Genomic DNA, 22940 nt, shown 5'->3' on the forward strand with positions numbered 1-22940 from the left:
GTCGCAAAGGGTATCTCCTGCGTTGGTAATGCGGTCCACAGCAGGTTATTACCTGAATGTCATTAACCATAATAAGGAGTTTAGGATGAAAGTCGCAGTCCTTGGTGCCGCCGGCGGTATTGGCCAGGCACTTGCCCTACTACTAAAGACCCAACTGCCTTCTGGTTCAGAACTCTCTCTCTATGATATTGCCCCCGTCACGCCTGGCGTGGCCGTAGATCTTAGCCATATCCCGACGGATGTTAAAATCAAAGGGTTCTGCGGTGAAGATGCCACACCTGCGCTGGAAGGGGCTGATGTTGTGCTGATTTCTGCCGGGGTTGCGCGTAAGCCCGGGATGGATCGCTCCGATCTCTTTAATGTTAATGCCGGGATTGTGAAAAACCTGGTACAACAAATTGCTAAAACTGCGCCGAAAGCCTGCATTGGTATTATTACCAATCCGGTTAACACCACCGTGGCGATTGCCGCCGAGGTGCTGAAAAAAGCGGGCGTGTACGACAAAAATAAACTGTTCGGCGTCACCACGCTGGATATTATCCGCTCCAATACGTTTGTCGCTGAGCTTAAAAGCAAAAACTGTGGCGATATTGAAGTACCGGTGATTGGCGGCCACTCTGGCGTCACGATTCTGCCTTTATTATCACAAATCCCTGGCGTGAGTTTCTCCTCTCAGGAAGTGAATGATTTAACCAAACGCATCCAGAACGCGGGTACTGAAGTGGTGGAAGCGAAGGCGGGTGGCGGGTCGGCAACGCTGTCGATGGGCCAGGCGGCTGCACGCTTTGGTCTGTCGCTGGTTCGCGCGTTACAGGGCGAGAAAGGCGTTGTTGAGTGCGCGTATGTTGAAGGCGACGGCGAATACGCCCGTTTCTTCTCACAGCCGCTGCTGTTGGGTAAAAATGGCATTGAAGAGCGCCGCGCTATTGGCACGCTGAGCGCCTATGAACAACAGGCGTTAGAAGGGATGCTGGAGACGCTGAGAAAAGATATTCAGCTCGGCGAAGAGTTCATCAATAAATAAGGCTAAGGCCTTAATGTCACAAAGGGGCCATTGGCCCCTTTGCTATTTGTGTGGCTTAGTTTGACGCCGGATATTCCTGAATCGTTACCTGCATCGTGAGTTTTTTGTCATCACGCATTACGACCACCGGGATAACCGAACCAGGACGAATTTCCGCCACCTGATCCATGGTTTCCAGCGCCGAGATGGCGGGTTTGCCATTGACCGAAATAATCACGTCATTGGTCTGAAGACCGGCCTGCGCCGCTGGGCCGTCAGGCGCAACCTCGTTAACCACAATGCCTTGCAGCTGGTCGATACCACCACTCTGCGAGTGGATTGGCGCAATTTCTCGTCCACTGATACCGATAAAGCCACGAATAACGCGCCCGTCGCGAATTAGCTTATCCATAATTTTGGTTGCCAACTGGAACGGAATCGCAAAGCTCAGCCCTTCAGGCGTCTCGCCATCGTTGCTCTTATCAAAAGATAGCGTGTTGATGCCCATCAGCTCGCCCAGCGAGTTCACCAGCGCGCCGCCGGAGTTACCGTGGTTAATCGAGGCGTCAGTTTGCAGGAAATTCTGGCGACCACTTGGGTTCAGGCCGATGCGCCCGGTGGCGCTGATAATCCCCTGAGTAATGGTCTGCCCGAGGTTGTATGGATTACCAATCGCCAGAACGACGTCGCCAATATGCGGCACGCGGCTTGGGTTAATTGGGATAACCGGCAGGCCGCCGGTGGCGCTAATCTTCAGTACCGCCAGATCGGTCAGGCTATCAGAGCCGACTAACAGCGCTTCAAACACACGGCCATCTTGCAGCGCGACAATAATTTGGTCGGCATTATTGATAACGTGTTTATTGGTAATGATATAGCCGCGCTCGTCCATGATAACGCCTGAACCGAGCGTTTTAATCTCAAGCTGATTGTTGCTGCTACTGTTCAAGCTGCGGTTGTAAACGTTAACTACCGCAGGCGCAGCGCGGCGCACCGCCGGATTATAGCTGGCGTGAGTCTCATCCGTGCTATTAAAGCGCGGCGTAGATAATGGATTCCACTGGCGTAAAGAGGGGACGGTAGCAATCAATATGCCGCCGACCAGTAAACCCAGTGCGACCGAACGTAAGAGCTTTAGAAGCATGATACAGGCATCGTTGATAAGGAAACTGCGGGAAGCATACCACGAGTCAAGCGGACATATACATGCCGCGTTCTCGTTGATAGCGCGCGCGGACTAATGGTGTTGTTGGGGGGATTCATGAGAGACATCCCCGTCTCTCATGAATTGAACTTCGCGGCTTAACGCAGAAGCAGGTAAATGCTCTCGCCACCGCGCATGACGTTAAGCGCAATCACCGCCGGTTTGGCTTCCAGCACTTTACGCAGATCGGCAATAGACGGCGTTGGCTGGCGGTTAATCCCGATGATCACATCATCTTGATGCAGGCCAATTTGCGCCGCAGGGCTGCCTTTCTCAATGCTGGAAATCACCACGCCTTTACCGCCCGCTTTGGTTTGCCCATCGCTCAGCGTTGCGCCTTCCAGCGCCGGGATAATCAACTGAGCGCTGGCGGTAGACGAGGTGCTCTTATCCAGCGTGACTTCCACTTCCTGCGGTTTGCCGTCGCGCAGCAGGCCGAGCTTAACCTTCGAGCCGGGTTCGGTGGTTGCAATACGTGAACGCAGCTCGGCAAAGCTGTTGAGCGGTTTACCGTTCAGGCTAGTTATCACATCGCCGGACTTAATGCCCGCCTTTGCCGAGCCGGAACCCGGCAGCACTTCGCTAACAAACGCCCCGCGCTGTACGTTGAGATTAAATGCTTTGGCGATATCCGCGCTCATCTCCATGCCACGAATACCCAACAGACCACGCTTAATTTCACCAAACTGGATCAGTTGCTGTGCCAGGGTTTGCGCCATATTGGCAGGGATAGCAAAACCAATCCCGATGCTACCGCCGCCAGGGGCGAGAATTGCCGTGTTGATCCCAATCAGCTCGCCATTGAGGTTGAGCAGCGCGCCGCCGGAGTTGCCACGGTTAATTGCGGCATCGGTCTGAATAAAGTTCTCCAGCCCTTCGAGGTTCAGCCCACTACGTCCCAGCGCGGAAACAATGCCGGAAGTCACGGTCTGCCCGAGGCCGAAAGGGTTGCCTACCGCCACGGCGAAATCACCAACGCGCAGTTTATCGGAGTCGGCAATGGCGATTTGCGTCAGGTGCGTTGCTTTCTGGATTTGCAGCAGTGCGATATCACTTTGATCATCGCTGCCGATGAGCTTAGCGTCGTATTCGCGGCCATCGTTCAACTGCACGCTGATTTTCTGTGCATCGCTGATCACGTGGTTATTGGTCAGCACATAGCCTTTAATGGCGTCGATGATGACGCCAGAGCCTAGCCCTTCAAACTGCTGGCTGGGGCCGTTACCGCCCTCATCGCCAAAGAATTTCTTCAGATCTTCAGGAACCTGCGGATTAGCCGGTGCGGTCCCTTCAACCTGTACGCTCACCACGGCGGGGAGAACTTTCTCCAACATTGGCGCGAGGCTAGGTAAGGAACCCTGTCCCGGAACCTGCGTTGGCAGCGATGCCAGCGCCGGGGCGGCAAGAGATAATCCGACGCTTAACGCTAATGCACTTAACAGCAAAGTAGGTTTATTCATTTAGTGCTGGCCCTCATGACCCTGGATACAAGGACAATGCTTCCCGAAAGACTGATGTTATTGCAGTAAATATAGTCGGCGTGTGCAGAAGAGGACGGGCGCATGGTCTGCGCCCGTAAAATATTTATGAAATGCGGATTAGTCGCGTTTTACACCGCTGCGCAGCAGGCCGGAAGCGCCTTCAGAATAGTCGCGCGGCATCTGCACTGGTGCCTGGTCGTTACCGGCTTCGGATTCTGCCAGGCGGTTACGGAATGGATTGGCTTCTGGCGCCATGCCCGGCAGCAGGCTGCTGGAGCTTTTCGCCATGTGCTGATAAATCTGGCGATAGTCGTCTGCCATGTTATCGAGCAGCTCTGCGCTGCGGGCAAAGTGGCTGACCAGCTCTTCACGGTACTCTTCCAGCTCGGCTTTGTTTTTCTCCAGCTCATATTGCAGCGCCTGCTGCTGGCGTAATTTACTATTGCCGAAACGCATGGCTACGGCACCAATGATGATACCGACAACTAACCCAATTAGCGCGTATTCCCAGGTCATGAACATCTCCCATTGTTTTGTTGTTCCGTAGGGTATTGGCAGCTTCAGCAACTCCGTGCTTGCGCCCGATAGTGCCACTATAACCGCTAATCCCGTAGAAGTGGAATCCTGACGCATCATCGCGTAGTGTAGAACGGACTTTTTTTGGTCAATCGTGAAGTAAGACTTACCGGTTTTCAAAGGAATAACAATTAGATCATGCAAAGCCTGTCCCCCACATCGCGCTATCTTCAAGCCCTTGAAGAGGGCAGTCATCAACCTGATGACGTCCAGCGTGAGGCGGTCAATCGCCTCGACACCATCTACCAGGAACTGCAACACAAAGCGACCGCACCTACCCCAAGCGGCGGCCTGAAGGCGCGTTTTGGCAAGCTCCTGGGTAAGAAAGCGACCGAAACGCCGGTCGCCGTTCGTGGCCTCTATATGTGGGGCGGCGTCGGGCGCGGTAAAACCTGGCTGATGGATATGTTCTATCAAAGCCTGCCGGGTACGCGTAAACAGCGTTTGCACTTCCACCGCTTTATGCTGCGAGTGCATGAAGAACTAGGTGAATTACAGGGGCATAGCGACCCGCTGGAAATTGTCGCAGAACGTTTTAAGGCCGAAACCGACGTGCTCTGTTTCGACGAATTTTTTGTCTCTGATATCACCGATGCCATGCTGCTGGGCGGCCTGATGAAAGCGCTGTTCGCGCGGGGTATTACGCTGGTGGCAACCTCCAACATTCCGCCTGATGAATTGTACCGCAACGGTCTGCAACGGGCGCGCTTCCTTCCGGCTATCGAGGCCATTAAAGAGCATTGCGACATCATGAATGTCGATGCCGGTATCGATTACCGCTTGCGCACGCTAACACAGGCGCATTTGTGGCTCTCGCCGCTGAATAGCGAAACGCGCCAGCAGATGGATAAACTGTGGCTGGCGCTGGCGGGTACGCCGCATTACAACGAAACGACGCTGGAAATTAACCATCGTCCGTTGCCCGCGCTGGGGGTGGAAAACCAAACGCTGGCCGTCTCCTTTAATACGCTGTGCGTTGATGCGCGCAGTCAGCACGACTACATCGCGCTCTCGCGCCTGTTCCATACCGTGATGCTATTCGACGTACCGGTGATGACGCCGATGCTGGAGAGCGAAGCGCGGCGCTTTATTGCTTTAGTGGACGAGTTCTATGAGCGCCATGTCAAGCTGGTGGTCAGTGCTGAAGTTGCGCTGTACGACATTTACCAGGGTGAGCGGTTGAAGTTTGAATTCCAACGCTGCCTGTCGCGTTTACAGGAGATGCAAAGCGAAGAGTATCTGAAACGCCAGCATATGCCATAAATGCCACTCTCTCCCTGTGGGAGAAGGGCTGGGGGTTAGGGCATCAGGTCGCACAAACCCAAACCCCCGAAAAACCCAATTTGAATCACATTTAAGGGTCGATCTTTGACCTCAACTTCTCTATAATCTTGCGACCCCACGTTACAAGAGAGTTTTTTTCCCGAAACTTTCTCTGCGCCGGCATAGGCTATTCGAAGGGGTAGGTTTGCTGGACAATGTCGTGTGAACCTCAACTGACTAAACGTTTGGGTGTTCACCAACGTGTAACTTATTTATTTGGGTAAGCTTTTAATGAAAACTTTTACAGCTAAACCAGAAACCGTAAAACGCGACTGGTATGTTGTTGACGCGACCGGTAAAACTCTGGGCCGTCTGGCTTCCGAACTGGCTCTGCGCCTGCGCGGTAAGCACAAAGCGGAATACACTCCGCACGTAGATACCGGTGATTACATCATCGTTCTGAACGCTGACAAAGTTGCTGTAACCGGCAACAAGCGTACTGACAAAGTGTACTATCACCACACCGGTCACATCGGTGGCATCAAAGAAGCGACCTTTGAAGAGATGATTGCTCGCCGTCCTGAGCGTGTGATTGAAATCGCGGTTAAAGGCATGTTGCCAAAAGGCCCGCTGGGCCGTGCTATGTTCCGTAAACTGAAAGTTTACGCAGGTAACGAGCACACCCACGCGGCACAGCAACCGCAAGTTCTTGACATCTAATCGGGATTATAGGCAATGGCTGAAAATCAATACTACGGCACTGGTCGCCGCAAAAGTTCCGCAGCTCGCGTGTTCATCAAACCGGGCAACGGCAAAATCGTAATCAACCAACGTTCTCTGGAACAGTACTTCGGTCGTGAAACTGCCCGCATGGTAGTTCGTCAGCCGCTGGAACTGGTCGACATGGTTGAGAAACTGGATCTGTACATCACTGTTAAAGGTGGTGGTATCTCTGGTCAGGCTGGTGCGATCCGTCACGGTATCACCCGCGCTCTGATGGAGTACGACGAATCCCTGCGTGGCGAACTGCGTAAAGCTGGCTTCGTTACTCGTGATGCTCGTCAGGTTGAACGTAAGAAAGTCGGTCTGCGTAAAGCACGTCGTCGTCCTCAGTTCTCCAAACGTTAATTGGTTTCTGCTTCGGCAGAGCTCAATTTGCGAAAAAACCCGCCTCGGCGGGTTTTTTTATATCCGGCGTTTGCCTGATACCTTACCCCGCGCAATGCGCCGGAACACGGGGCGAGCAAGCTATTCGCATAGCGATATAGAAACCGGCATCCTGGCTCTTTTTCTGCATTTCAGGAATCCACTCACCACAAGCCGTTCAAAATCTGGTAGACTATCTTCCAATTTTCTGCCCAATTGCGCGCGATTGTTCATTTTTTGTTTAGTTTCTGAACGGAAATGTCACCCACGTGTAGATGAGGCTTTTCATCTGGCTAGCCGCTATTGTGGCTGGTAGCAGTACAAATTCTGATTATACCTGGAGGTTTTCATGGCTGTCGCTGCCAACAAACGTTCGGTAATGACGCTGTTTTCTGGTCCTACTGACATCTATAGCCATCAGGTCCGCATTGTGCTGGCCGAAAAAGGTGTCAGCTTTGAGATAGAGCACGTGGAAAAGGACAATCCACCGCAGGATCTGATTGACCTCAACCCGAATCAAAGCGTCCCGACACTGGTGGATCGCGAGCTGACCCTATGGGAATCTCGCATCATTATGGAATATCTGGACGAGCGTTTCCCTCATCCACCGCTAATGCCGGTTTACCCGGTTGCGCGTGGTGAAAGCCGCCTGTACATGCATCGTATCGAAAAAGACTGGTACTCGCTGATGCACACCGTGATGAACGGTTCCGCAGCGCAGGCCGATGCGGCGCGTAAACAACTGCGTGAAGAATTGCTGGCGATTGCGCCGGTCTTCACTCAGAAGCCGTTCTTCCTGAGCGATGAGTTCAGCATCGTTGACTGCTATCTGGCTCCACTGCTGTGGCGTCTGCCGGTTATGGGCATTGAACTGGTCGGTGCGGGCGCGAAAGAGCTGAAAGGCTACATGACTCGCGTCTTCGAACGTGACTCTTTCCTCGCATCCTTAACGGAAGCCGAGCGCGAAATGCGCCTTGGCCGGGGTTAATTGAATGGAAGTTTCACAACTTTCTCCACGTCGCCCGTATTTGCTGCGCGCGTTTTATGAGTGGCTGCTGGATAACCAACTGACGCCGCACCTGGTGGTTGATGTCATGCAACCAGGGATAAACGTGCCAATGGAATACGCGCGCGATGGTCAGATTGTGCTGAACATTGCGCCACGCGCAGTGGGCAACCTTGAATTGACCAACGACGAAGTGCGTTTTAACGCGCGCTTTGGCGGCGTACCGCGTCAGGTTTCTGTTCCTCTGGCCGCTGTGTTGGCTATCTACGCCCGTGAAAACGGCGCCGGTACGATGTTTGAACCGGAAGCCGCCTACGATGCCGGTGCTGAAGGCTTCAACGACGATAACGCTGAAACCAGCGGCAGCGAAACGGTCATGTCGGTGATTGATGGTGATAAGCCAGATAGCGACGACAATGACAGCCCGGATGACACGCCGCCGCCACCTCGTGGTGGGCGCCCGGCGCTACGCGTTGTGAAATAAAATCAAACAGGCCCTTTCGGGCCTGTTCTATCATCTCGCCAAAATTCTTGTGTTAAGATGGAATGACCGTCACGTGCTGTCACAAATCACACAATGGCCTCTATGAACGCATTTGATCCACAAGCAGAAGATTCTCCCACCCTCATCGGTAATAGCCTGAGGCGTCGCCCATTGGCGCGCAAAAAGCTCTCTGAAATGGTGGAAGAAGAACTGGAGCAGATGATCCGTCGCCGTGAGTTTGGCGAAGGTGAACAGTTGCCGTCTGAACGGGAACTGATGGCGTTCTTTAACGTTGGCCGCCCTTCGGTTCGTGAGGCGCTGGCGGCGTTGAAGCGTAAGGGCCTGGTGCAAATTAACAACGGCGAACGCGCCCGCGTATCGCGCCCTTCGGCGGATACCATCATTGGCGAGCTTTCCGGTATGGCGAAAGATTTCCTCTCGCACCCTGGTGGTATCGCTCACTTTGAACAGCTACGCCTGTTCTTTGAATCAAGCCTGGTACGTTACGCGGCAGAGCACGCAACCGATGAGCAAATCAGCAAGCTGGTGAAAGCGCTGGAAATCAACAGCCAGTCGCTGGACAACAATGCGCAGTTCATTCGCTCCGACGTTGATTTCCACCGCGTGCTGGCGGAAATCCCCGGTAACCCAATCTTTATGTCTATCCACGTTGCGCTGCTGGACTGGCTGATTGCCGCCCGACCCAAGGTCGCCGAGCAAGAGCTTCACGAACACAATAACGTTAGCTATCAACAGCATATTGCGATAGTCGATGCGATCCGCGCCCGCGATCCTGATGAGGCCGATCGCGCACTGCAAGATCACCTCAACAGCGTTTCCGCGACCTGGCATGCCTTCGGCAAAGCCAAAAAATCCCGTAAGTGATCCCCGCAAGTCGATCGATTTAGTGAAGTCGATCGCACAATAAGATTTCTGTATTACGCTGCTGCAAAAACGATCTGGTATAACAGGTATAAAGGTATACAGTTAATTCGAAAACATCACTACGAGGTATTTATGGCAAGCAATTTACGTGGCGTGATGCCCGCACTCCTGACCCCTTTCGATGACCAACAAAACATCGATACAGAGAGTCTGCGCCGCTTGGTACGTTTCAATATTGAACAGGGAATGAATGGGCTTTATGTCGGGGGTTCCACCGGTGAAGCCTTCGTACAAAGCATCGCTGAACGTGAAAAAGTGCTGGAAATCGTGGCCGAAGAGGGCAAAGGCAAAATCACGCTGATAGCCCATGTCGGTTGCGTAAGCACCGCAGAAAGCCAGCATCTGGCCAGTGCCGCTAAACGCTACGGCTTTGATGCGGTTTCCGCGGTGACGCCGTTCTACTACCCGTTTAGTTTTGAAGAACATTGCGATCACTATCGCGCAATTATCGACTCGGCTGATGGATTACCGATGGTGGTCTACAACATTCCGGCGCTGAGTGGCGTAAAACTGACGCTGGATCAGATCAACACCCTGGTCACGCTACCTGGGGTAGGGGCATTAAAACAAACCTCCGGCGATCTTTATCAAATGGAACAGATCCGCCGCGAGCACCCGGATCTGGTGTTGTATAACGGTTATGACGAGATCTTCGCCTCTGGCCTGCTTGCTGGGGCGGATGGCGGTATCGGCAGTACTTACAACATTATGGGGTGGCGCTATATGGGGATCGTTAACGCCTTGAAAGAAGGGGATATCGCCAAAGCGCAACAACTCCAGTGCGAATGCAACAAAGTTATCGACTTGCTGATTAAAGTCGGTGTCTTCCGTGGCCTGAAAACGGTACTGCATTACATGGATGTGGTGGCAGTGCCGCTGTGCCGCAAGCCATTCGCGCCAGTGGATGAGAAATTCCTGCCGGAACTGAAAGCGTTAGCCCAGCAGCTAATGCAGGAGCGCGGCTAATCTCTGCGGGATGGTGCGGCGTTTATTACCCTACACCCGTTGCACCATCCGACAACCCTGAAAGACCCTATTCATACCAAAGCGCGTGGGCATCGCCCACTGCGGGAGACTCACAATGAGTACAACGACCCAGAATATCCCGTGGTATCGCCATCTCAATCGGGCGCAGTGGCGGGCATTTTCCGCTGCCTGGCTGGGATATTTGCTCGATGGTTTTGACTTTGTCTTAATCGCCCTGGTGCTGACCGAAGTACAAGGCGAATTTGGTTTAACCACGGTTCAGGCGGCCAGTTTAATCTCCGCTGCCTTCATTTCTCGCTGGTTTGGCGGCCTGGTGCTGGGCGCGATGGGTGACCGCTATGGCCGCCGCCTGGCAATGGTCACCAGTATCGTGCTCTTTTCTGCCGGTACGCTGGCCTGCGGTTTTGCTCCTGGCTACACCTCTTTGTTTATCGCCCGCCTGGTTATCGGCATGGGCATGGCGGGGGAGTACGGTTCCAGCGCGACCTATGTCATTGAAAGCTGGCCAAAGCATTTACGTAACAAGGCCAGCGGCTTTTTAATCTCCGGCTTTTCGGTCGGCGCGGTCATTGCGGCTCAGGTGTATAGCTGGGTTGTGCCAGTCTGGGGCTGGCGTGCGCTATTTTTTATCGGCATTGTGCCTATCGTTTTTGCTCTCTGGCTGCGTAAAAACATCCCGGAAGCAGAAGACTGGAAACAAAAACATCAGGGCAAAGCGCCGGTTCGCACAATGGTTGATATTCTCTACCGTGGCAAATATCGGGTGATGAATATCCTGATGACCTGCGTGGCTGGGGCGTCGCTGTGGTACTGCTTTGCTGGTGAGGCGCGCATTGCTGGGCTGGTGGCTCTGCTGGGGCTGCTCAGTGCCATTATTTTTATCAGCTTTATGGTGCAAAGCAGCGGCAAACGCTGGCCTACCGGCGTGATGCTGATGGTGGTGGTGCTGTTCGCATTCCTCTACTCCTGGCCTATTCAGGCGCTGTTGCCAACCTATCTGAAAACCGAGCTGGCCTATGATCCGCACACCGTGGCGAACGTGCTGTTCTTTAGTGGCTTTGGTGCGGCGGTGGGCTGCTGTGTTGGCGGCTTCCTCGGTGACTGGCTCGGCACGCGCAAAGCCTATGTCTATAGCCTGCTGGCATCACAGCTGCTGATTATTCCGGTCTTTGCGATTGGTGGCTCCAGCGTGTGGGTGCTTGGCTTCCTGCTTTTCTTCCAACAAATGTTAGGCCAGGGGATCTCCGGCATTCTGCCGAAACTTATCGGCGGCTATTTCGATACTGACCAACGCGCTGCAGGCTTGGGTTTCACCTATAACGTCGGTGCGCTGGGTGGTGCGGTTGCCCCGGTGATGGGGGCGCTGATTGCCCAACGTCTCGATCTGGGAACGGCGCTGGGTTCGCTCTCATTTGGCTTAACCTTCGTCGTTATCTTGCTGATTGGTCTGGATATGCCCACGCGCGTCCAGCGCTGGATTCGCCCGGAAGCGGTGCTTACCCACGATGCGATTGATGGCAAACCTTTCAGTGGCGCAGTGCCGTTTGGTAGCAGCAAAAGTGGATTAATTAAAAACTAAGCTCTTTAGCCCAGCGTCTGCGCTGGGCTAACGTGTGATTCAGGGAGTTATTATGTCTTTGCTTGAACAACTCGATGCGCGCATTCGTGCGAACGGTGGATTGATTGTCTCCTGCCAGCCGGTTCCTGATAGTCCACTTGATAAACCTGAGATTGTCGCCGCGATGGCGCTGGCGGCAGAGCAGGCGGGCGCGGTGGCGGTGCGGATTGAAGGCGTGGCAAATCTACGAGCGACTCGCGCGCTGCTCTCGATTCCGATTATTGGTATTCTCAAGCGCGACCTCGATGATTCTCCGGTACGGATAACGCCGTACCTTGATGATGTGGATGCGTTGGCGCAGGCCGGGGCCGATATTATCGCTGTCGATGGTACTGACCGCATTCGCCCCGCCGCCGTTGAGGCACTGCTGGCGCGTATTCATCATCATGGCTTGCTGGCGATGGCGGACTGTTCCTCTTTTGAGGATGGTATGGCTTGCCAGCGCCTTGGTGCCGAAATTATCGGTACTACGCTTTCGGGATATACCGGTGATGACGTGCCGAATGACCCCGACCTACCGCTGGTCAGCGCGTTGCACAATGCGGGGTGTCGGGTCATTGCCGAAGGGCGCTATAACTCGCCAGAACAAGCCTCACAAGCGATGTGCCACGGTGCATGGGCGGTCACAGTCGGCTCGGCGATTACACGGTTGGAGCATATTTGTCAGTGGTACAACACCGCGCTTAAAAAGGCGGTGCTATGACGACGCTCGCCATCGATATCGGCGGCACTAAACTGGCTGCCGCGCTGGTGGACGATGCGCATCATCTCCATCAGCGGTGTGAATCACCAACGCCTGCCAGTAAAACGCCGGAGGCATTGCGAGCGGCGTTGCAGGATCTGGTATCCCCGCTTTTCCCACATGCGCAGCGGGTGGCGATTGCCTCGACGGGGATTGTCCGCGATGGCGAGCTACTGGCACTGAACCCGCATAACCTGGGTGGATTGCTGCATTTCCCTCTGGTGCAGGCACTGCACGAGATAACCGCCCTGCCGACCCTGGCTATCAACGATGCCCAGGCCGCCGCGTGGGCGGAATACCACGCGCTGGGCGGCAATATTCGCGATATGGCGTTTATCACGGTATCGACGGGCGTTGGCGGCGGCATCATCAGTAACGGTCAACTGCTTACCGGCACTGGCGGTCTTGCGGGGCATCTTGGCCACACACTGGCTGACCCCAACGGGCCGCTGTGTGGCTGTGGGCGTCGAGGCTGTGTGGAAGCCATTGCTTCTGGGCGTGGGATGGCGGCAGCCGCGCAGGGCGAGCTTGCCGGATGCGATGCCAAAACACTGTTTGCCCGCGCAAGGCAGGGCAATGAGCAGGCGAAACAGCTTATTCAGCGCTCCGCACGCGCATTGGCTGGGCTGATAGCCGATGTGAAAGCGACGACTGACTGTCAACGCGTGGTGATTGGCGGCAGCGTCGGGCTGGCAGAAGGGTATCTGGCGCTGGTGGAACAATGCCTGGCACATGCGCCATCGGCTTATCACGTGACCTTAAGTGCGGCACATTACCGGCATGACGCCGGGTTACTGGGAGCCGCGTTGCTGGCTCAGGGAGACACATTATGATGATGGGCGAAGTACGGTCGCTGGCAGCGGCGGGGCTACATGCAGTGTTGCGCGAAGCGCTGGCGTTGGCGGTTGCAGAGAAACCGCAAGATATGGAACCCGGCAGTTATCCCTTACAGGGTGACGATATCTTTATGAATATCATGCAGTTTATGACGCAGAGTCCGGCTAGCAAGAAAGCGGAGTTGCACGAGCGTTATATCGATATCCAACTGCTGCTAGCTGGAGAAGAACGTATTGTGTTTGGTATGTCGGGGGCCGCGCGGCAATGCGAAGAGTGGCACGCCGAGGATGACTATCAGTTGTGCTGCGAGATAGCGGATGAACAGGCGGTGACGTTGAAAGCGGGGCGGTTTGCGGTGTTTATGCCGGGCGAGCCGCATAAACCAGGCTGTGTCGTGGAGGCTCCGGCGGAAATCAAAAAGGTTGTGATTAAGGTGCGCGCCAACTTATTAAACGCCTGATAACAAGGCGACGGTGTCGGATGGCTACGCAAGCGCCATCCGACACGGCATTGAGCAACCTATCGCTTAAACGTTACCGCTTCTGGCTGCGCCAGATGCAGCGTGGTTTGGCTTGGCACGGTTTCGGCAATGACTCGCCCGTGGCGAATAGAATAACGCGCAGACGTCTGGCGACGAACCGCGTCAAAGCCATTTTCGGCAGGCAAAATGACCAGGTTTGCGGAGTTGCCTTCGCTCAGGCCGTAGTCCTGTAGGTGCAGAGTTTTCGCGCTGTGGGTGGTGATAAGGTTCAGCCCATCGTTGATTTGCCCGTATCCCATCAACTGACACACGTGTAACCCCATGTGCAGCACCTGTAGCATATTGGCGGTTCCCAATGGATACCACGGATCAAAGACGTCATCATGACCAAAGCAGACGTTGATCTCCGCTTCCAGCATCTCTTTGACACGCGTTACGCCGCGACGCTTGGGATAGGTATCAAAACGCCCTTGCAGGTGAATATTCACCAACGGGTTGGCGACGAAGTTAATGCCAGACATTTTCAACAGGCGGAAAAGTCGGGAAGCATACGCGCCATTATAGGAGTGCATGGCGGTAGTATGGCTGGCGGTCACGCGTTCACCCATGCCATCGCGGTGCGCGAGCGCTGCGACGGTTTCGACAAAGCGTGATTGCTCATCATCAATTTCGTCGCAGTGCACGTCGATAAGTCGGTCGTACTTCTGCGCCAGCGCGAAAATTTTATGCAGCGACTCAACGCCATATTCTCGCGTAAATTCAAAGTGGGGGATCGCGCCAATAGCGTCGGCGCCCAAACGCACGGCTTCTTCTAACAGCGCTTCTCCGTTGGGATAAGACAGAATACCTTCTTGCGGAAACGCGACAATTTGCAGCTCTACCCACGGCGCGACCTCTTGCTTCACCTCCAGCATGGCTTTGAGTGCTGTGAGCGTAGGATCGGAAACGTCAACGTGAGTACGAACATACTGGATGCCGTTGGCCATCTGCCACTTCAGGGTTTGCATGGCGCGCGCTTTTACGTCTTCGTGAGTCAGCATCGCCTTACGTTCGGCCCAGCTCTCGATACCCTCAAACAACGTGCCAGACTGGTTCCAGCTCGGCTCTCCCGCCGTTTGCGTCGTGTCCAGGTGGATATGTGGCTCTACGAACGGGGGAATGGCCAGGCCGCCATCAGCATCCAGCACCGCGCCCTGCGGCAATGCGGCTGCTTCCTGAGGCTCAATGCGGCTAAAACGACCGTTTTCAATCGTGAGTTGCCATAGACCTTCGCGCCCTTGTAAACGCGCTTGGCGAATGGTGATGTTATTGTTCTGCATGGCTAACCTCCGGAGATTTAGCAAGGCTGCGATTGAAAAATGGATTCAGCAGGATATAGCTGAATACGCCGCCGAGTGCGGCGTTGACTGGGATGATACCGGGAATATAGTGACCGGAGGCGATATCCAGTGCGACTGGGCTGGATTACATCCATTTTCAGCCATAACTGCGAGCGGCTTTCGAAGAATAGTGCGGCGGAGAGCAGGCTCCCCATCCCTGAGAATGGGGAGCCTGAAAGGCATTACACTTCCAGATAATTCATAATCCCGTCAGCCGCTTTACGGCCTTCGGCAATCGCCGTGACCACCAGATCGGAACCGCGAACAATATCGCCACCGGCGAAGATTTTCGGGTTGCTGGTCTGGAAGGCGTTTTCGTGACCTTCTGGTGCAATGATTCGCCCCTGCGAATCCAGCTCAACGCTGTGTTTCGCCAGCCACTCCATGCTGTGTGGACGGAAACCAAACGCCATCACTACCGCATCAGCAGGAACAACGTGTTCGGAACCGGCGACAATCTCCGCGCGACGGCGGCCTTTTGCATCCGGCTGGCCCATTTCGGTGCGCGCCATTTTCACGCCGCACACTTTGCCGTTGGCATTCACTTCAATGCCCAGCGGCTGCACGTTGAACTGGAACTCAACGCCCTCTTCACGGGCGTTTTTCACTTCGCGGCGCGAGCCTGGCATGTTCTCTTCATCACGGCGATAGGCACAGGTCACGTGCGTCGCGCCCTGGCGAACGGAGGTACGTACGCAGTCCATCGCGGTGTCGCCACCGCCAAGAACCACCACGCGCTTGCCTTCCATGTTGATGTACGGCTCGTCGTTATTCTCGCCAAAGCCCATAATCTGGCGGGTATTGGCAATCAGGAACGGCAGCGCATCAAACACGCCGGAAGCGTCTTCATTTTCCAGCCCACCGCGCATTGACTGATACGTGCCGACGCCGAGGAACACCGCATCGTAATCGTTCAGTAACTCGTCGAGCTGTACGTCGCGGCCCACTTCGACGTTGAGTTTGAACTCAATGCCCATGCCGGTGAAGATTTCACGGCGGCGGGTCATCACCTCTTTTTCCAGCTTAAAGGCAGGAATACCGAAGGTCAGCAGGCCGCCGATTTCTGGATGGCGGTCAAATACCACCGCTTTCACACCGTTGCGGGTCAGCACATCGGCACACGCCAGGCCCGCCGGGCCAGCGCCGATAATGGCGACTTTCTTGCCGGTCTGCTTCACGCCGGTCATGTCTGGACGCCAGCCCATTTCAAACGCTTTATCGTTGATATAGCGCTCGATGTTGCCGATGGTGACAGCGCCAAACTCGTCGTTCAGTGTACAGGAACCTTCGCATAGCCTGTCCTGTGGGCAGACGCGGCCGCAAACTTCCGGCAGGGTGTTGGTTTGATGCGACAGTTCAGCCGCTTCAAAAATACGCCCCTCATTGGCGAGCTTCAGCCAGTTTGGGATGTAGTTATGCACCGGGCATTTCCACTCGCAGTATGGGTTGCCGCAGGACAGGCAGCGGTCTGCCTGTGCTTTGGCCTGGCCTTCTGAGAACGGCTCGTAAATTTCAACAAATTCAATTTTACGGATCTTCAGCGCTTTCTTTGCCGGATCTACACGCTGCAAGTCGATAAATTGATACACATTCTGACTCATGATGACCCCTTACTGCGCCTGCACCCGCAGCTCGGCTGCGGAACGACTACGGTGACCCAACAGTGCTTTGACATCGCTGGACTTTGGCTTAACCAGAGCAAATTTCGCGGAGAAAGCAGGCCAGTTCGCCAGGATCTCTTCGCCGCGTTGTGAGCCCGTTAGCTGCACATGTTCGGTGATTAACCCGCGCAGATGTTCTTCATGAATCGCCAGGTCGTCAACGCTTAACACTTCAACCAGCTCTGGGTTTACGCGTTTGCGGAAATCGCCGTCTTCATCGAGCACGTAGGCGAAACCGCCCGTCATACCCGCGCCGAAGTTGACGCCCGTTTTACCCAGAATGCAGACAATGCCGCCAGTCATATATTCACAGCCGTTATCGCCAATGCCTTCTACCACGGTGATAGCGCCGGAGTTACGCACCCCGAAACGCTCGCCCGCGCGGCCAGCGGCGTACAGGCGACCACCGGTCGCGCCGTACAGGCAGGTGTTGCCGATAATACTGGCCTCATGGCTGCGGAATGCTGAACCTACCGGAGGACGGATGGCGATCAGGCCGCCCGCCATGCCTTTACCAACGTAGTCGTTAGCATCGCCGGTCAGGTGCAGCTCAACGCCGCCTGCGTTCCACACGCCAAAGCTCTGGCCTGCGGTTCCGCTGAAGTGCGCTTTGATAGGATCGGACGCCAACCCTTGATCGCCGTGCGTTTGCGCGATGTAGCCAGAGAGCGATGCACCAACAGAACGGTCGGTGTTGCGAATATCAAACCAGAAAGTTTTGCTCTGGCGATCGTCAACGAACGGTTTTGCCTGTTGCAGCAACTGCGCGTTCAGCACGCCGTTATCGAACGGCGGGTTGTTCTCGGTGCAGTACAGCGCTTTACCCGGATGCGGTTCAGCGGTTTCCAGCAGGCGAGACAGTTCCAGTTTCTGTTGCTTCGCGGTGTAACCATCCAGCTCTTTCAGCAGGTCGGTACGGCCAATCAAGTCTACCAGGCGTTTCACGCCCAGAGACGCCATCAGCTCGCGGGTTTCACGGGCGATAAAGTCAAAGTAGTTGGTGACTTTGAACGGCAGGCCGTGATAGTGGTTCTTACGCAGTTTCTCGTCCTGAGTTGCCACGCCTGTCGCACAGTTATTCAGGTGGCAAATACGCAGATATTTACAACCCAGCGCGACCATTGGGCCAGTACCAAAGCCGAAACTTTCCGCTCCCAGGATCGCCGCTTTGATGATATCGACGCCAGTTTTCAGGCCGCCATCGACCTGCAAACGAATCTTATGACGCAGGCCGTTTGCCACCAGCGCCTGTTGGGTTTCCACCAGCCCTAATTCCCACGGGCAACCGGCGTATTTCACGGACGACAGTGGGCTTGCGCCAGTACCGCCGTCATAGCCCGCAATGGTGATTAAATCGGCGTAGGCTTTTGCCACACCGGTGGCGATGGTGCCGACGCCTGGTTCGGAAACCAGTTTGACGGAGATCATCGCCTTCGGGTTGACCTGTTTTAAGTCGAAAATCAGCTGCGCTAAATCCTCGATAGAATAAATATCGTGGTGCGGCGGCGGGGAGATAAGCGTCACGCCGGGGACTGAATAACGCAGTTTGGCGATATACGGGGTGACTTTATCACCCGGCAACTGACCGCCTTCGCCAGGCTTCGCGCCCTGAGCGACTTTAATCTGGATAACATCGGCATTGACCAGGTACGCTGGAGTCACGCCAAAGCGACCGGAAGCGACCTGCTTGATGCGCGACACTTTGTTGGTGCCGTAACGTGCTGGGTCTTCGCCGCCTTCACCGGAGTTAGAGTTGCCGCCGATGCTGTTCATCGCCTCAGCCAGAGCTTCGTGTGCTTCTGGGCTTAACGCGCCGATAGACATTGCGGCGGTATCAAAGCGTTTGAACAGATCAGTGGCGGGTTCAACGTCATCCAGGCTAACGACATCGCCATTCGGGTTGATAGCCAACAGATCGCGCAGCGTCGCCGCTGGGCGCTCGTTAACTAACTTCGCGTACTCTTGATAATCACGGTATTCGCCGCTTTGCACCGCCTGTTGCAGGGTGCGTACCACGTCCGGGTTGTAGGCGTGATATTCACCGCCGTGGACATACTTCAGCAGGCCGCCTTGATCCAGCGGTTTACGAGCCAGCCAGGCACGTTTCGACAGATTCAGCAGATCCTGCTGGAAGTCGTCAAAACTTGCGCCACCGATCCGGCTAACCACGCCCTGGAAGCACAGGTTCACGACATCGTCATGCAGGCCGACGGCTTCGAACAGCTTCGAGCAGCGGTATGAGGCGATAGTCGAAATGCCCATTTTGGACATGATTTTGTACAGGCCTTTGTTGATGCCGTTACGGTAGTTCAGCATCACCGTGCGGTAGTCTTTCTCAATGGCGTGAGTATCGACCAGACGCCCCAGCGTTTCATACGCCAGATATGGGTAAATGGCCGTCGCGCCAAAGCCCAGCAGCACCGCAAAGTGGTGCGGGTCACGGGCGCTTGCGGTTTCGACGATGATGTTGGCATCGCAGCGCAGGCTCTTATCAACCAGACGGGCTTGCACCGCACCAACCGCCATTGGTGCAGGAACCGGCAGGCGATTCTTGCCAATGTTGCGGTCAGACAGCACCAGCAGCACCGTACCATCGCGCACCATTTTCTCGGCTTTATCGCACAGCGCATTAACCGTCGCCTCAAGGCTGGTTTCGGTGACATCGTAGGTGATATCCAGCGTGTCGGCGCGATAGTGCTCTTCCTGCATGGTGGTGAGCTGGGTGAAATCAGAGTACAGCAGAATCGGTGATTTAAAGCTCAGGCGGTGCGCCTGGCCTTCCGCTTCACAGAAGACGTTCATCTCACGACCAATGCTGGTGGCAAGCGACATCACATGCGCTTCACGCAGCGGGTCGATTGGCGGGTTGGTGACCTGCGCAAACTGCTGGCGGAAGTAGTCATAAATAATGCGCGGCTGGCTGGAAAGCACAGCGAACGGGGTGTCGTCACCCATTGAGCCGACGGCTTCCTGGCCGTTTTCACCCAGCACGCGGATAACCGAATCTAACTCTTCGGCGCTGTAGTTAAACTGCTTCTGGTAGCTGGCGAGCGTGTCGTCGTCCAGTTCGCGGCTGCCCACTTGATCGTCTGCCAGGTCTTCAAACGGCACCAGGCGACGAACGTTTTTCTCCATCCACTCTTTGTACGGATGGCGGCTTTTCAGGTCGTTATCGGTTTCAGCCGAGTGCAGAATACGCCCGCTGCGGGTATCGATAACCATCAGTTCGCCTGGGCCGACGCGGCCTTTCTCAACCACTTCGTCAGGCTGGTAATCCCAGATACCGACTTCCGAGGCGCAGGTGATGAGCTTATCTTTGGTGATGACATAGCGCGCCGGGCGCAGGCCGTTACGGTCAAGGTTACAGGCAGCGTAGCGGCCGTCCGACATCACAATCCCTGCCGGGCCATCCCACGGCTCCATGTGCATGGAGTTAAAGTCGAAGAATGAACGCAGGTCTGGGTCCATGTCTGGGTTGTTCTGCCAGGCTGGTGGCACTAGCAGACGCATCGCGCGGATAATATCCATCCCGCCCGCCAGTAACAATTCCAGCATGTTATCCATTGAGCTGGAGTCAGAGCCGGTTTCATTAACGAACGGCGCGGCATCGTGCAGGTCAGGGATCAGTGGCGTCTGGAATTTATAGGTACGGGCGCGCGCCCACTGGCGGTTACCGGTGATGGTGTTTATTTCGCCGTTGTGCGCCAGGTAGCGGAACGGCTGCGCCAGCGGCCAGCGCGGAACAGTGTTGGTGGAGAAGCGCTGGTGGAACAGACAAATCGCTGATTCCAGACGCAAGTCCGCGAGGTCCAGGTAGAAGCGCGGCAAATCCGCCGGCATACACAGACCTTTATAAATGTTGACCAGGTTAGACAGGCTGCAAACATAGAAGTCTTTATCGTCCTGGAGGCGTTTTTCGATACGGCGACGGGCGATAAACAGGCGGCGTTCCATATCGCGCGGACGCCAGCCCGCAGGAGCGTTAACAAAAATTTGCTCAATGCGCGGCAGCGAGGAGAGGGCGATTTCACCCAGCACGCCTTCGTTGGTTGGCACATCGCGCCAGCCGACGATCGACAGGGTTTCACGCTGTAGTTCTTCTTCTACAATGCGGCGGGCGACGGCGGCCAGCTCAGGGTCTTTATTCAGGAACAGCATCCCGACGGCATAGTTTTTGGCTAAGCGCCAGCCGCGCTCTTCGGCGACAATGCGAAAGAAACGGTCAGGTTTTTGTAACAGCAGACCACAACCGTCGCCGGTTTTGCCATCGGCGAGGATTGCCCCACGGTGCTGCATTCGGGCCAGTGCGTGAATAGCGGTACGCACTACCTTGTGGCTAGGTTCGCCTTCTATGTGGGCGATCAGGCCGAAACCACAGTTATCCCTCTCAAGGGATTTATCGTACAACATATCAGTGAACCTCCCCAGGCTCTACGGGACGCCCCCTTAATCGATTGCGCGCAAGGCACAGCAAGAGCATGGCGACGGGGTATGGCACTCTTTGCCTACCTCGCATTCGCCCTCTTTTATCCTTTTCGCGTAGGTCGCACAAGTTTGAGGACTTGCTTAAGAGGGAATCTCAATTACTGCATAAATATGATGAGCAGACTGCTCATCCAGAAAGCTTCCAGCGGATTCCCAACTTATCGGGAATCCATACATAGGTCAAATGGCAATCTTATTTATACAGAAATGTGCTACGGCACAATTAACTATATGAATATTAAGATAAACATGCTGTTTTTATCGTGTGTTGACTTAATGGAAGGGGGTTAGCGAGTGTGATCTGTCTCACTATCTGAAAGCACGGTTTTAATAGACATGATCTGTATTTTCTTTGAAAAGCAGCATTTAACACTGGCAAAGAGTGTAGGGGTATATGATCGCTCTGTTTTTCAACGGCAGGCGGATTATTGCAAATAAGCACGTGAACATAAGCAAAAATAATCGCATTGGCGATGAATGAAATTGCAGTAATTTTGATTTTTTATGCAATGAGATAAAAGGTCTACATGACGATTGATCCAGGTCATCGCCGATCGAGACTAAAAATGGCAGGCTTGGCCCCTTTCTTGAGGCCGGTCTATCAGATTATGCAGTTACAAAAATTAGTCAATATGTTTGGTGGGGATCTTTCGCGTCGCTATGGCGAAAAGGTTCATAAACTGACGCTGCATGGTGGCTTTAGCTGCCCGAATCGTGATGGCACCATTGGCCGTGGCGGCTGCACCTTCTGCAATGTGGCCTCGTTTGCCGATGAAGAACAACAGCACCGCTCGATTGCCGAACAACTTGAACACCAGGCGCATCTGGTAAACCGCGCCAAACGCTATCTGGCCTATTTCCAGGCCTACACCAGTACCTTTGCAGAAGTGCAGGTGCTGCGTTCGATGTATCAACAGGCCGTCAGCCAGGCCAATATCGTCGGGCTGTGCGTTGGTACTCGCCCGGATTGCGTGCCGGAAGCGGTGCTGGATCTGCTGAGCGAATATAAAGATCAGGGCTATGAGGTGTGGCTGGAGCTGGGGCTACAGACGGCGCACGATAAAACGCTACACCGCATAAACCGTGGCCATGATTTTGCCTGCTATCAGAACACCACACGGCTGGCGCGTGAACGCGGGCTGAAAGTGTGCTCGCATTTAATTGTCGGGCTGCCGGGGGAAGGGCAGGATGAATGTCTGGAAACACTGAAACGCGTGGTCGATACTGGCGTTGACGGCATTAAGCTGCACCCGCTGCATATTGTGAAGGGCAGTATTATGGCGAAAGCGTGGGAAGCCGGGCGCTTGAACGGCATTGAGCTGGATGATTATACGGTGACCGCCGGAGAGATGATTCGCCATACGCCGCCGGAGGTGATTTTCCACCGTATCTCCGCCAGCGCTCGCCGCCCGACGCTGCTAGCGCCGCTGTGGTGTGAGAACCGCTGGACGGGGATGGTCGAGCTGGATAAATACCTTAATGAACACGGCGTACAAGGCTCAGCCCTGGGAACGCCGTGGGTAGCGCCCGTTTAAGCTCACGCCCCTCGCCATATTGCCGGATGGCGGCGTAAACGCCTTATCCGGCCTACAAGTGATCATCCCGTAGGCCTGATAAGCGTAAGCGCCATCAGGCAACGCGA

Annotated in this window: 19 protein-coding genes and 1 pseudogene; 13 read left to right on the forward strand and 7 right to left on the reverse strand. The window is 54.9% G+C overall.

Annotation, left to right across the window (positions count from 1 at the left end; genetic code table 11):
- Positions 1-85 precede the first annotated feature (85 nt).
- Positions 86-1024 carry a malate dehydrogenase gene (gene mdh, locus AC6I4B_RS02530; protein WP_497769335.1) on the forward strand — a complete coding sequence of 313 codons (939 nt, stop codon included), beginning with the start codon at positions 86-88 and terminating at the stop codon, positions 1022-1024.
- A gap of 55 nt (positions 1025-1079) precedes the next feature.
- Here the strand turns inward: mdh and degS are convergent, their stop codons facing one another.
- From degS to zapG, 3 genes are all read right to left on the reverse strand, one after another.
- Positions 1080-2147 (reverse strand): outer membrane-stress sensor serine endopeptidase DegS, encoded by a 1068-nt coding sequence (degS, locus tag AC6I4B_RS02535; protein ID WP_497769337.1) that lies wholly within the window; start codon positions 2145-2147, stop codon positions 1080-1082.
- 158 nt (positions 2148-2305) lie between these two features.
- Entirely contained in the window at positions 2306-3667 is a 1362-nt protein-coding gene (gene degQ, locus AC6I4B_RS02540; protein WP_497769338.1) for a serine endoprotease DegQ, read from the reverse strand.
- Between the two features lie 138 nt (positions 3668-3805).
- Positions 3806-4204, reverse strand: a complete 399-nt coding sequence (gene zapG, locus AC6I4B_RS02545) for a Z-ring associated protein ZapG (protein ID WP_497769340.1) — start codon at positions 4202-4204, stop codon at positions 3806-3808.
- A 198-nt stretch (positions 4205-4402) separates the two neighbouring features.
- Here zapG and zapE point away from each other — a divergent pair, with 198 nt between their 5' ends.
- The 11 genes from zapE to nanQ all read left to right on the forward strand — a co-directional run bounded on the left by zapE (position 4403) and on the right by nanQ (position 13752).
- The gene (gene zapE / locus AC6I4B_RS02550) at positions 4403-5527 is read left to right on the forward strand and encodes a cell division protein ZapE (RefSeq protein ID WP_497769342.1); all 1125 of its coding nucleotides are present in this window, start codon (positions 4403-4405) and stop codon (positions 5525-5527) included.
- Positions 5528-5818: 291 nt separating this feature from the next.
- Positions 5819-6247: a 50S ribosomal protein L13 gene (gene rplM / locus AC6I4B_RS02555; protein ID WP_103779803.1), complete on the forward strand. Its 429-nt coding sequence runs from the start codon at positions 5819-5821 to the stop codon at positions 6245-6247.
- 15 nt (positions 6248-6262) lie between these two features.
- Positions 6263-6655 carry a 30S ribosomal protein S9 gene (gene rpsI, locus AC6I4B_RS02560; RefSeq protein WP_000829815.1) on the forward strand — a complete coding sequence of 131 codons (393 nt, stop codon included), beginning with the start codon at positions 6263-6265 and terminating at the stop codon, positions 6653-6655.
- A 367-nt stretch (positions 6656-7022) separates the two neighbouring features.
- Complete coding sequence (sspA, locus tag AC6I4B_RS02565) at positions 7023-7661, forward strand: stringent starvation protein SspA (RefSeq protein ID WP_497769344.1); 639 nt, start codon at positions 7023-7025, stop codon at positions 7659-7661.
- Between the two features lie 4 nt (positions 7662-7665).
- Entirely contained in the window at positions 7666-8163 is a 498-nt protein-coding gene (sspB, locus tag AC6I4B_RS02570; RefSeq protein WP_497769346.1) for a ClpXP protease specificity-enhancing factor, read from the forward strand.
- A gap of 93 nt (positions 8164-8256) precedes the next feature.
- Positions 8257-9048 carry a transcriptional regulator NanR gene (gene nanR, locus AC6I4B_RS02575; RefSeq protein WP_497769347.1) on the forward strand — a complete coding sequence of 264 codons (792 nt, stop codon included), beginning with the start codon at positions 8257-8259 and terminating at the stop codon, positions 9046-9048.
- 132 nt (positions 9049-9180) lie between these two features.
- Entirely contained in the window at positions 9181-10074 is an 894-nt protein-coding gene (gene nanA, locus AC6I4B_RS02580) for an N-acetylneuraminate lyase (protein ID WP_497769349.1), read from the forward strand.
- 115 nt (positions 10075-10189) lie between these two features.
- Entirely contained in the window at positions 10190-11674 is a 1485-nt protein-coding gene (locus AC6I4B_RS02585; RefSeq protein WP_497769350.1) for an MFS transporter, read from the forward strand.
- 52 nt (positions 11675-11726) lie between these two features.
- Positions 11727-12416, forward strand: coding sequence for an N-acetylmannosamine-6-phosphate 2-epimerase (locus tag AC6I4B_RS02590; protein ID WP_497769352.1), 690 nt, complete (start codon positions 11727-11729; stop codon positions 12414-12416).
- Positions 12413-13288: an N-acetylmannosamine kinase gene (gene nanK / locus AC6I4B_RS02595; protein WP_497769353.1), complete on the forward strand. Its 876-nt coding sequence runs from the start codon at positions 12413-12415 to the stop codon at positions 13286-13288. Before AC6I4B_RS02590 ends, nanK begins: the two co-directional genes overlap by 4 nt.
- Positions 13285-13752 (forward strand): N-acetylneuraminate anomerase, encoded by a 468-nt coding sequence (nanQ, locus tag AC6I4B_RS02600; protein WP_497769355.1) that lies wholly within the window; start codon positions 13285-13287, stop codon positions 13750-13752. The genes nanK and nanQ overlap by 4 nt, the downstream gene beginning before the upstream one ends.
- A 59-nt stretch (positions 13753-13811) precedes the next feature.
- Here the strand turns inward: nanQ and AC6I4B_RS02605 are convergent, their stop codons facing one another.
- From AC6I4B_RS02605 to gltB, 4 genes and pseudogenes are all read right to left on the reverse strand, one after another.
- Positions 13812-15092 carry a cytosine deaminase gene (locus tag AC6I4B_RS02605; protein ID WP_497769356.1) on the reverse strand — a complete coding sequence of 427 codons (1281 nt, stop codon included), beginning with the start codon at positions 15090-15092 and terminating at the stop codon, positions 13812-13814.
- Positions 15079-15228 (reverse strand): annotated as a pseudogene (gene codB, locus AC6I4B_RS02610) (cytosine permease); the annotation flags it as partial. The pseudogene codB and the gene AC6I4B_RS02605, both read right to left, overlap by 14 nt.
- A 106-nt stretch (positions 15229-15334) precedes the next feature.
- Entirely contained in the window at positions 15335-16753 is a 1419-nt protein-coding gene (gene gltD / locus AC6I4B_RS02615; RefSeq protein WP_497769358.1) for a glutamate synthase subunit GltD, read from the reverse strand.
- A 9-nt stretch (positions 16754-16762) separates the two neighbouring features.
- On the reverse strand, positions 16763-21223 hold the full coding sequence (gene gltB, locus AC6I4B_RS02620) for a glutamate synthase large subunit (protein WP_497769360.1): 4461 nt from the start codon (positions 21221-21223) through the stop codon (positions 16763-16765).
- A gap of 683 nt (positions 21224-21906) precedes the next feature.
- Here gltB and mnmL point away from each other — a divergent pair.
- A complete protein-coding gene (mnmL, locus tag AC6I4B_RS02625) occupies positions 21907-22833 on the forward strand; it encodes a tRNA modification radical SAM protein MnmL/YtqA (RefSeq protein ID WP_497769362.1) in 927 nt (308 codons plus the stop codon).
- The last annotated feature ends 107 nt before the right edge of the window (positions 22834-22940 follow it).

It is taken from the genome of Kluyvera fluvialis (assembly GCF_059725275.1).

Excerpts from the sequence above, each read along its gene's own strand:
- mdh (WP_497769335.1), top strand. The coding sequence starts at position 86 with ATGAAAGTCGCAGTCCTTGGTGCCGCCGGCGGTATTGGCCAGGCACTT.
- degS (WP_497769337.1), bottom strand. The coding sequence starts at position 2,147 with ATGCTTCTAAAGCTCTTACGTTCGGTCGCACTGGGTTTACTGGTCGGC.
- degQ (WP_497769338.1), bottom strand. The coding sequence starts at position 3,667 with ATGAATAAACCTACTTTGCTGTTAAGTGCATTAGCGTTAAGCGTCGGA.
- zapG (WP_497769340.1), bottom strand. The coding sequence starts at position 4,204 with ATGACCTGGGAATACGCGCTAATTGGGTTAGTTGTCGGTATCATCATT.
- zapE (WP_497769342.1), top strand. The coding sequence starts at position 4,403 with ATGCAAAGCCTGTCCCCCACATCGCGCTATCTTCAAGCCCTTGAAGAG.
- rplM (WP_103779803.1), top strand. The coding sequence starts at position 5,819 with ATGAAAACTTTTACAGCTAAACCAGAAACCGTAAAACGCGACTGGTAT.
- rpsI (WP_000829815.1), top strand. The coding sequence starts at position 6,263 with ATGGCTGAAAATCAATACTACGGCACTGGTCGCCGCAAAAGTTCCGCA.
- sspA (WP_497769344.1), top strand. The coding sequence starts at position 7,023 with ATGGCTGTCGCTGCCAACAAACGTTCGGTAATGACGCTGTTTTCTGGT.
- sspB (WP_497769346.1), top strand. The coding sequence starts at position 7,666 with ATGGAAGTTTCACAACTTTCTCCACGTCGCCCGTATTTGCTGCGCGCG.
- nanR (WP_497769347.1), top strand. The coding sequence starts at position 8,257 with ATGGCCTCTATGAACGCATTTGATCCACAAGCAGAAGATTCTCCCACC.
- nanA (WP_497769349.1), top strand. The coding sequence starts at position 9,181 with ATGGCAAGCAATTTACGTGGCGTGATGCCCGCACTCCTGACCCCTTTC.
- AC6I4B_RS02585 (WP_497769350.1), top strand. The coding sequence starts at position 10,190 with ATGAGTACAACGACCCAGAATATCCCGTGGTATCGCCATCTCAATCGG.
- AC6I4B_RS02590 (WP_497769352.1), top strand. The coding sequence starts at position 11,727 with ATGTCTTTGCTTGAACAACTCGATGCGCGCATTCGTGCGAACGGTGGA.
- nanK (WP_497769353.1), top strand. The coding sequence starts at position 12,413 with ATGACGACGCTCGCCATCGATATCGGCGGCACTAAACTGGCTGCCGCG.
- nanQ (WP_497769355.1), top strand. The coding sequence starts at position 13,285 with ATGATGATGGGCGAAGTACGGTCGCTGGCAGCGGCGGGGCTACATGCA.
- AC6I4B_RS02605 (WP_497769356.1), bottom strand. The coding sequence starts at position 15,092 with ATGCAGAACAATAACATCACCATTCGCCAAGCGCGTTTACAAGGGCGC.
- gltD (WP_497769358.1), bottom strand. The coding sequence starts at position 16,753 with ATGAGTCAGAATGTGTATCAATTTATCGACTTGCAGCGTGTAGATCCG.
- gltB (WP_497769360.1), bottom strand. The coding sequence starts at position 21,223 with ATGTTGTACGATAAATCCCTTGAGAGGGATAACTGTGGTTTCGGCCTG.
- mnmL (WP_497769362.1), top strand. The coding sequence starts at position 21,907 with ATGCAGTTACAAAAATTAGTCAATATGTTTGGTGGGGATCTTTCGCGT.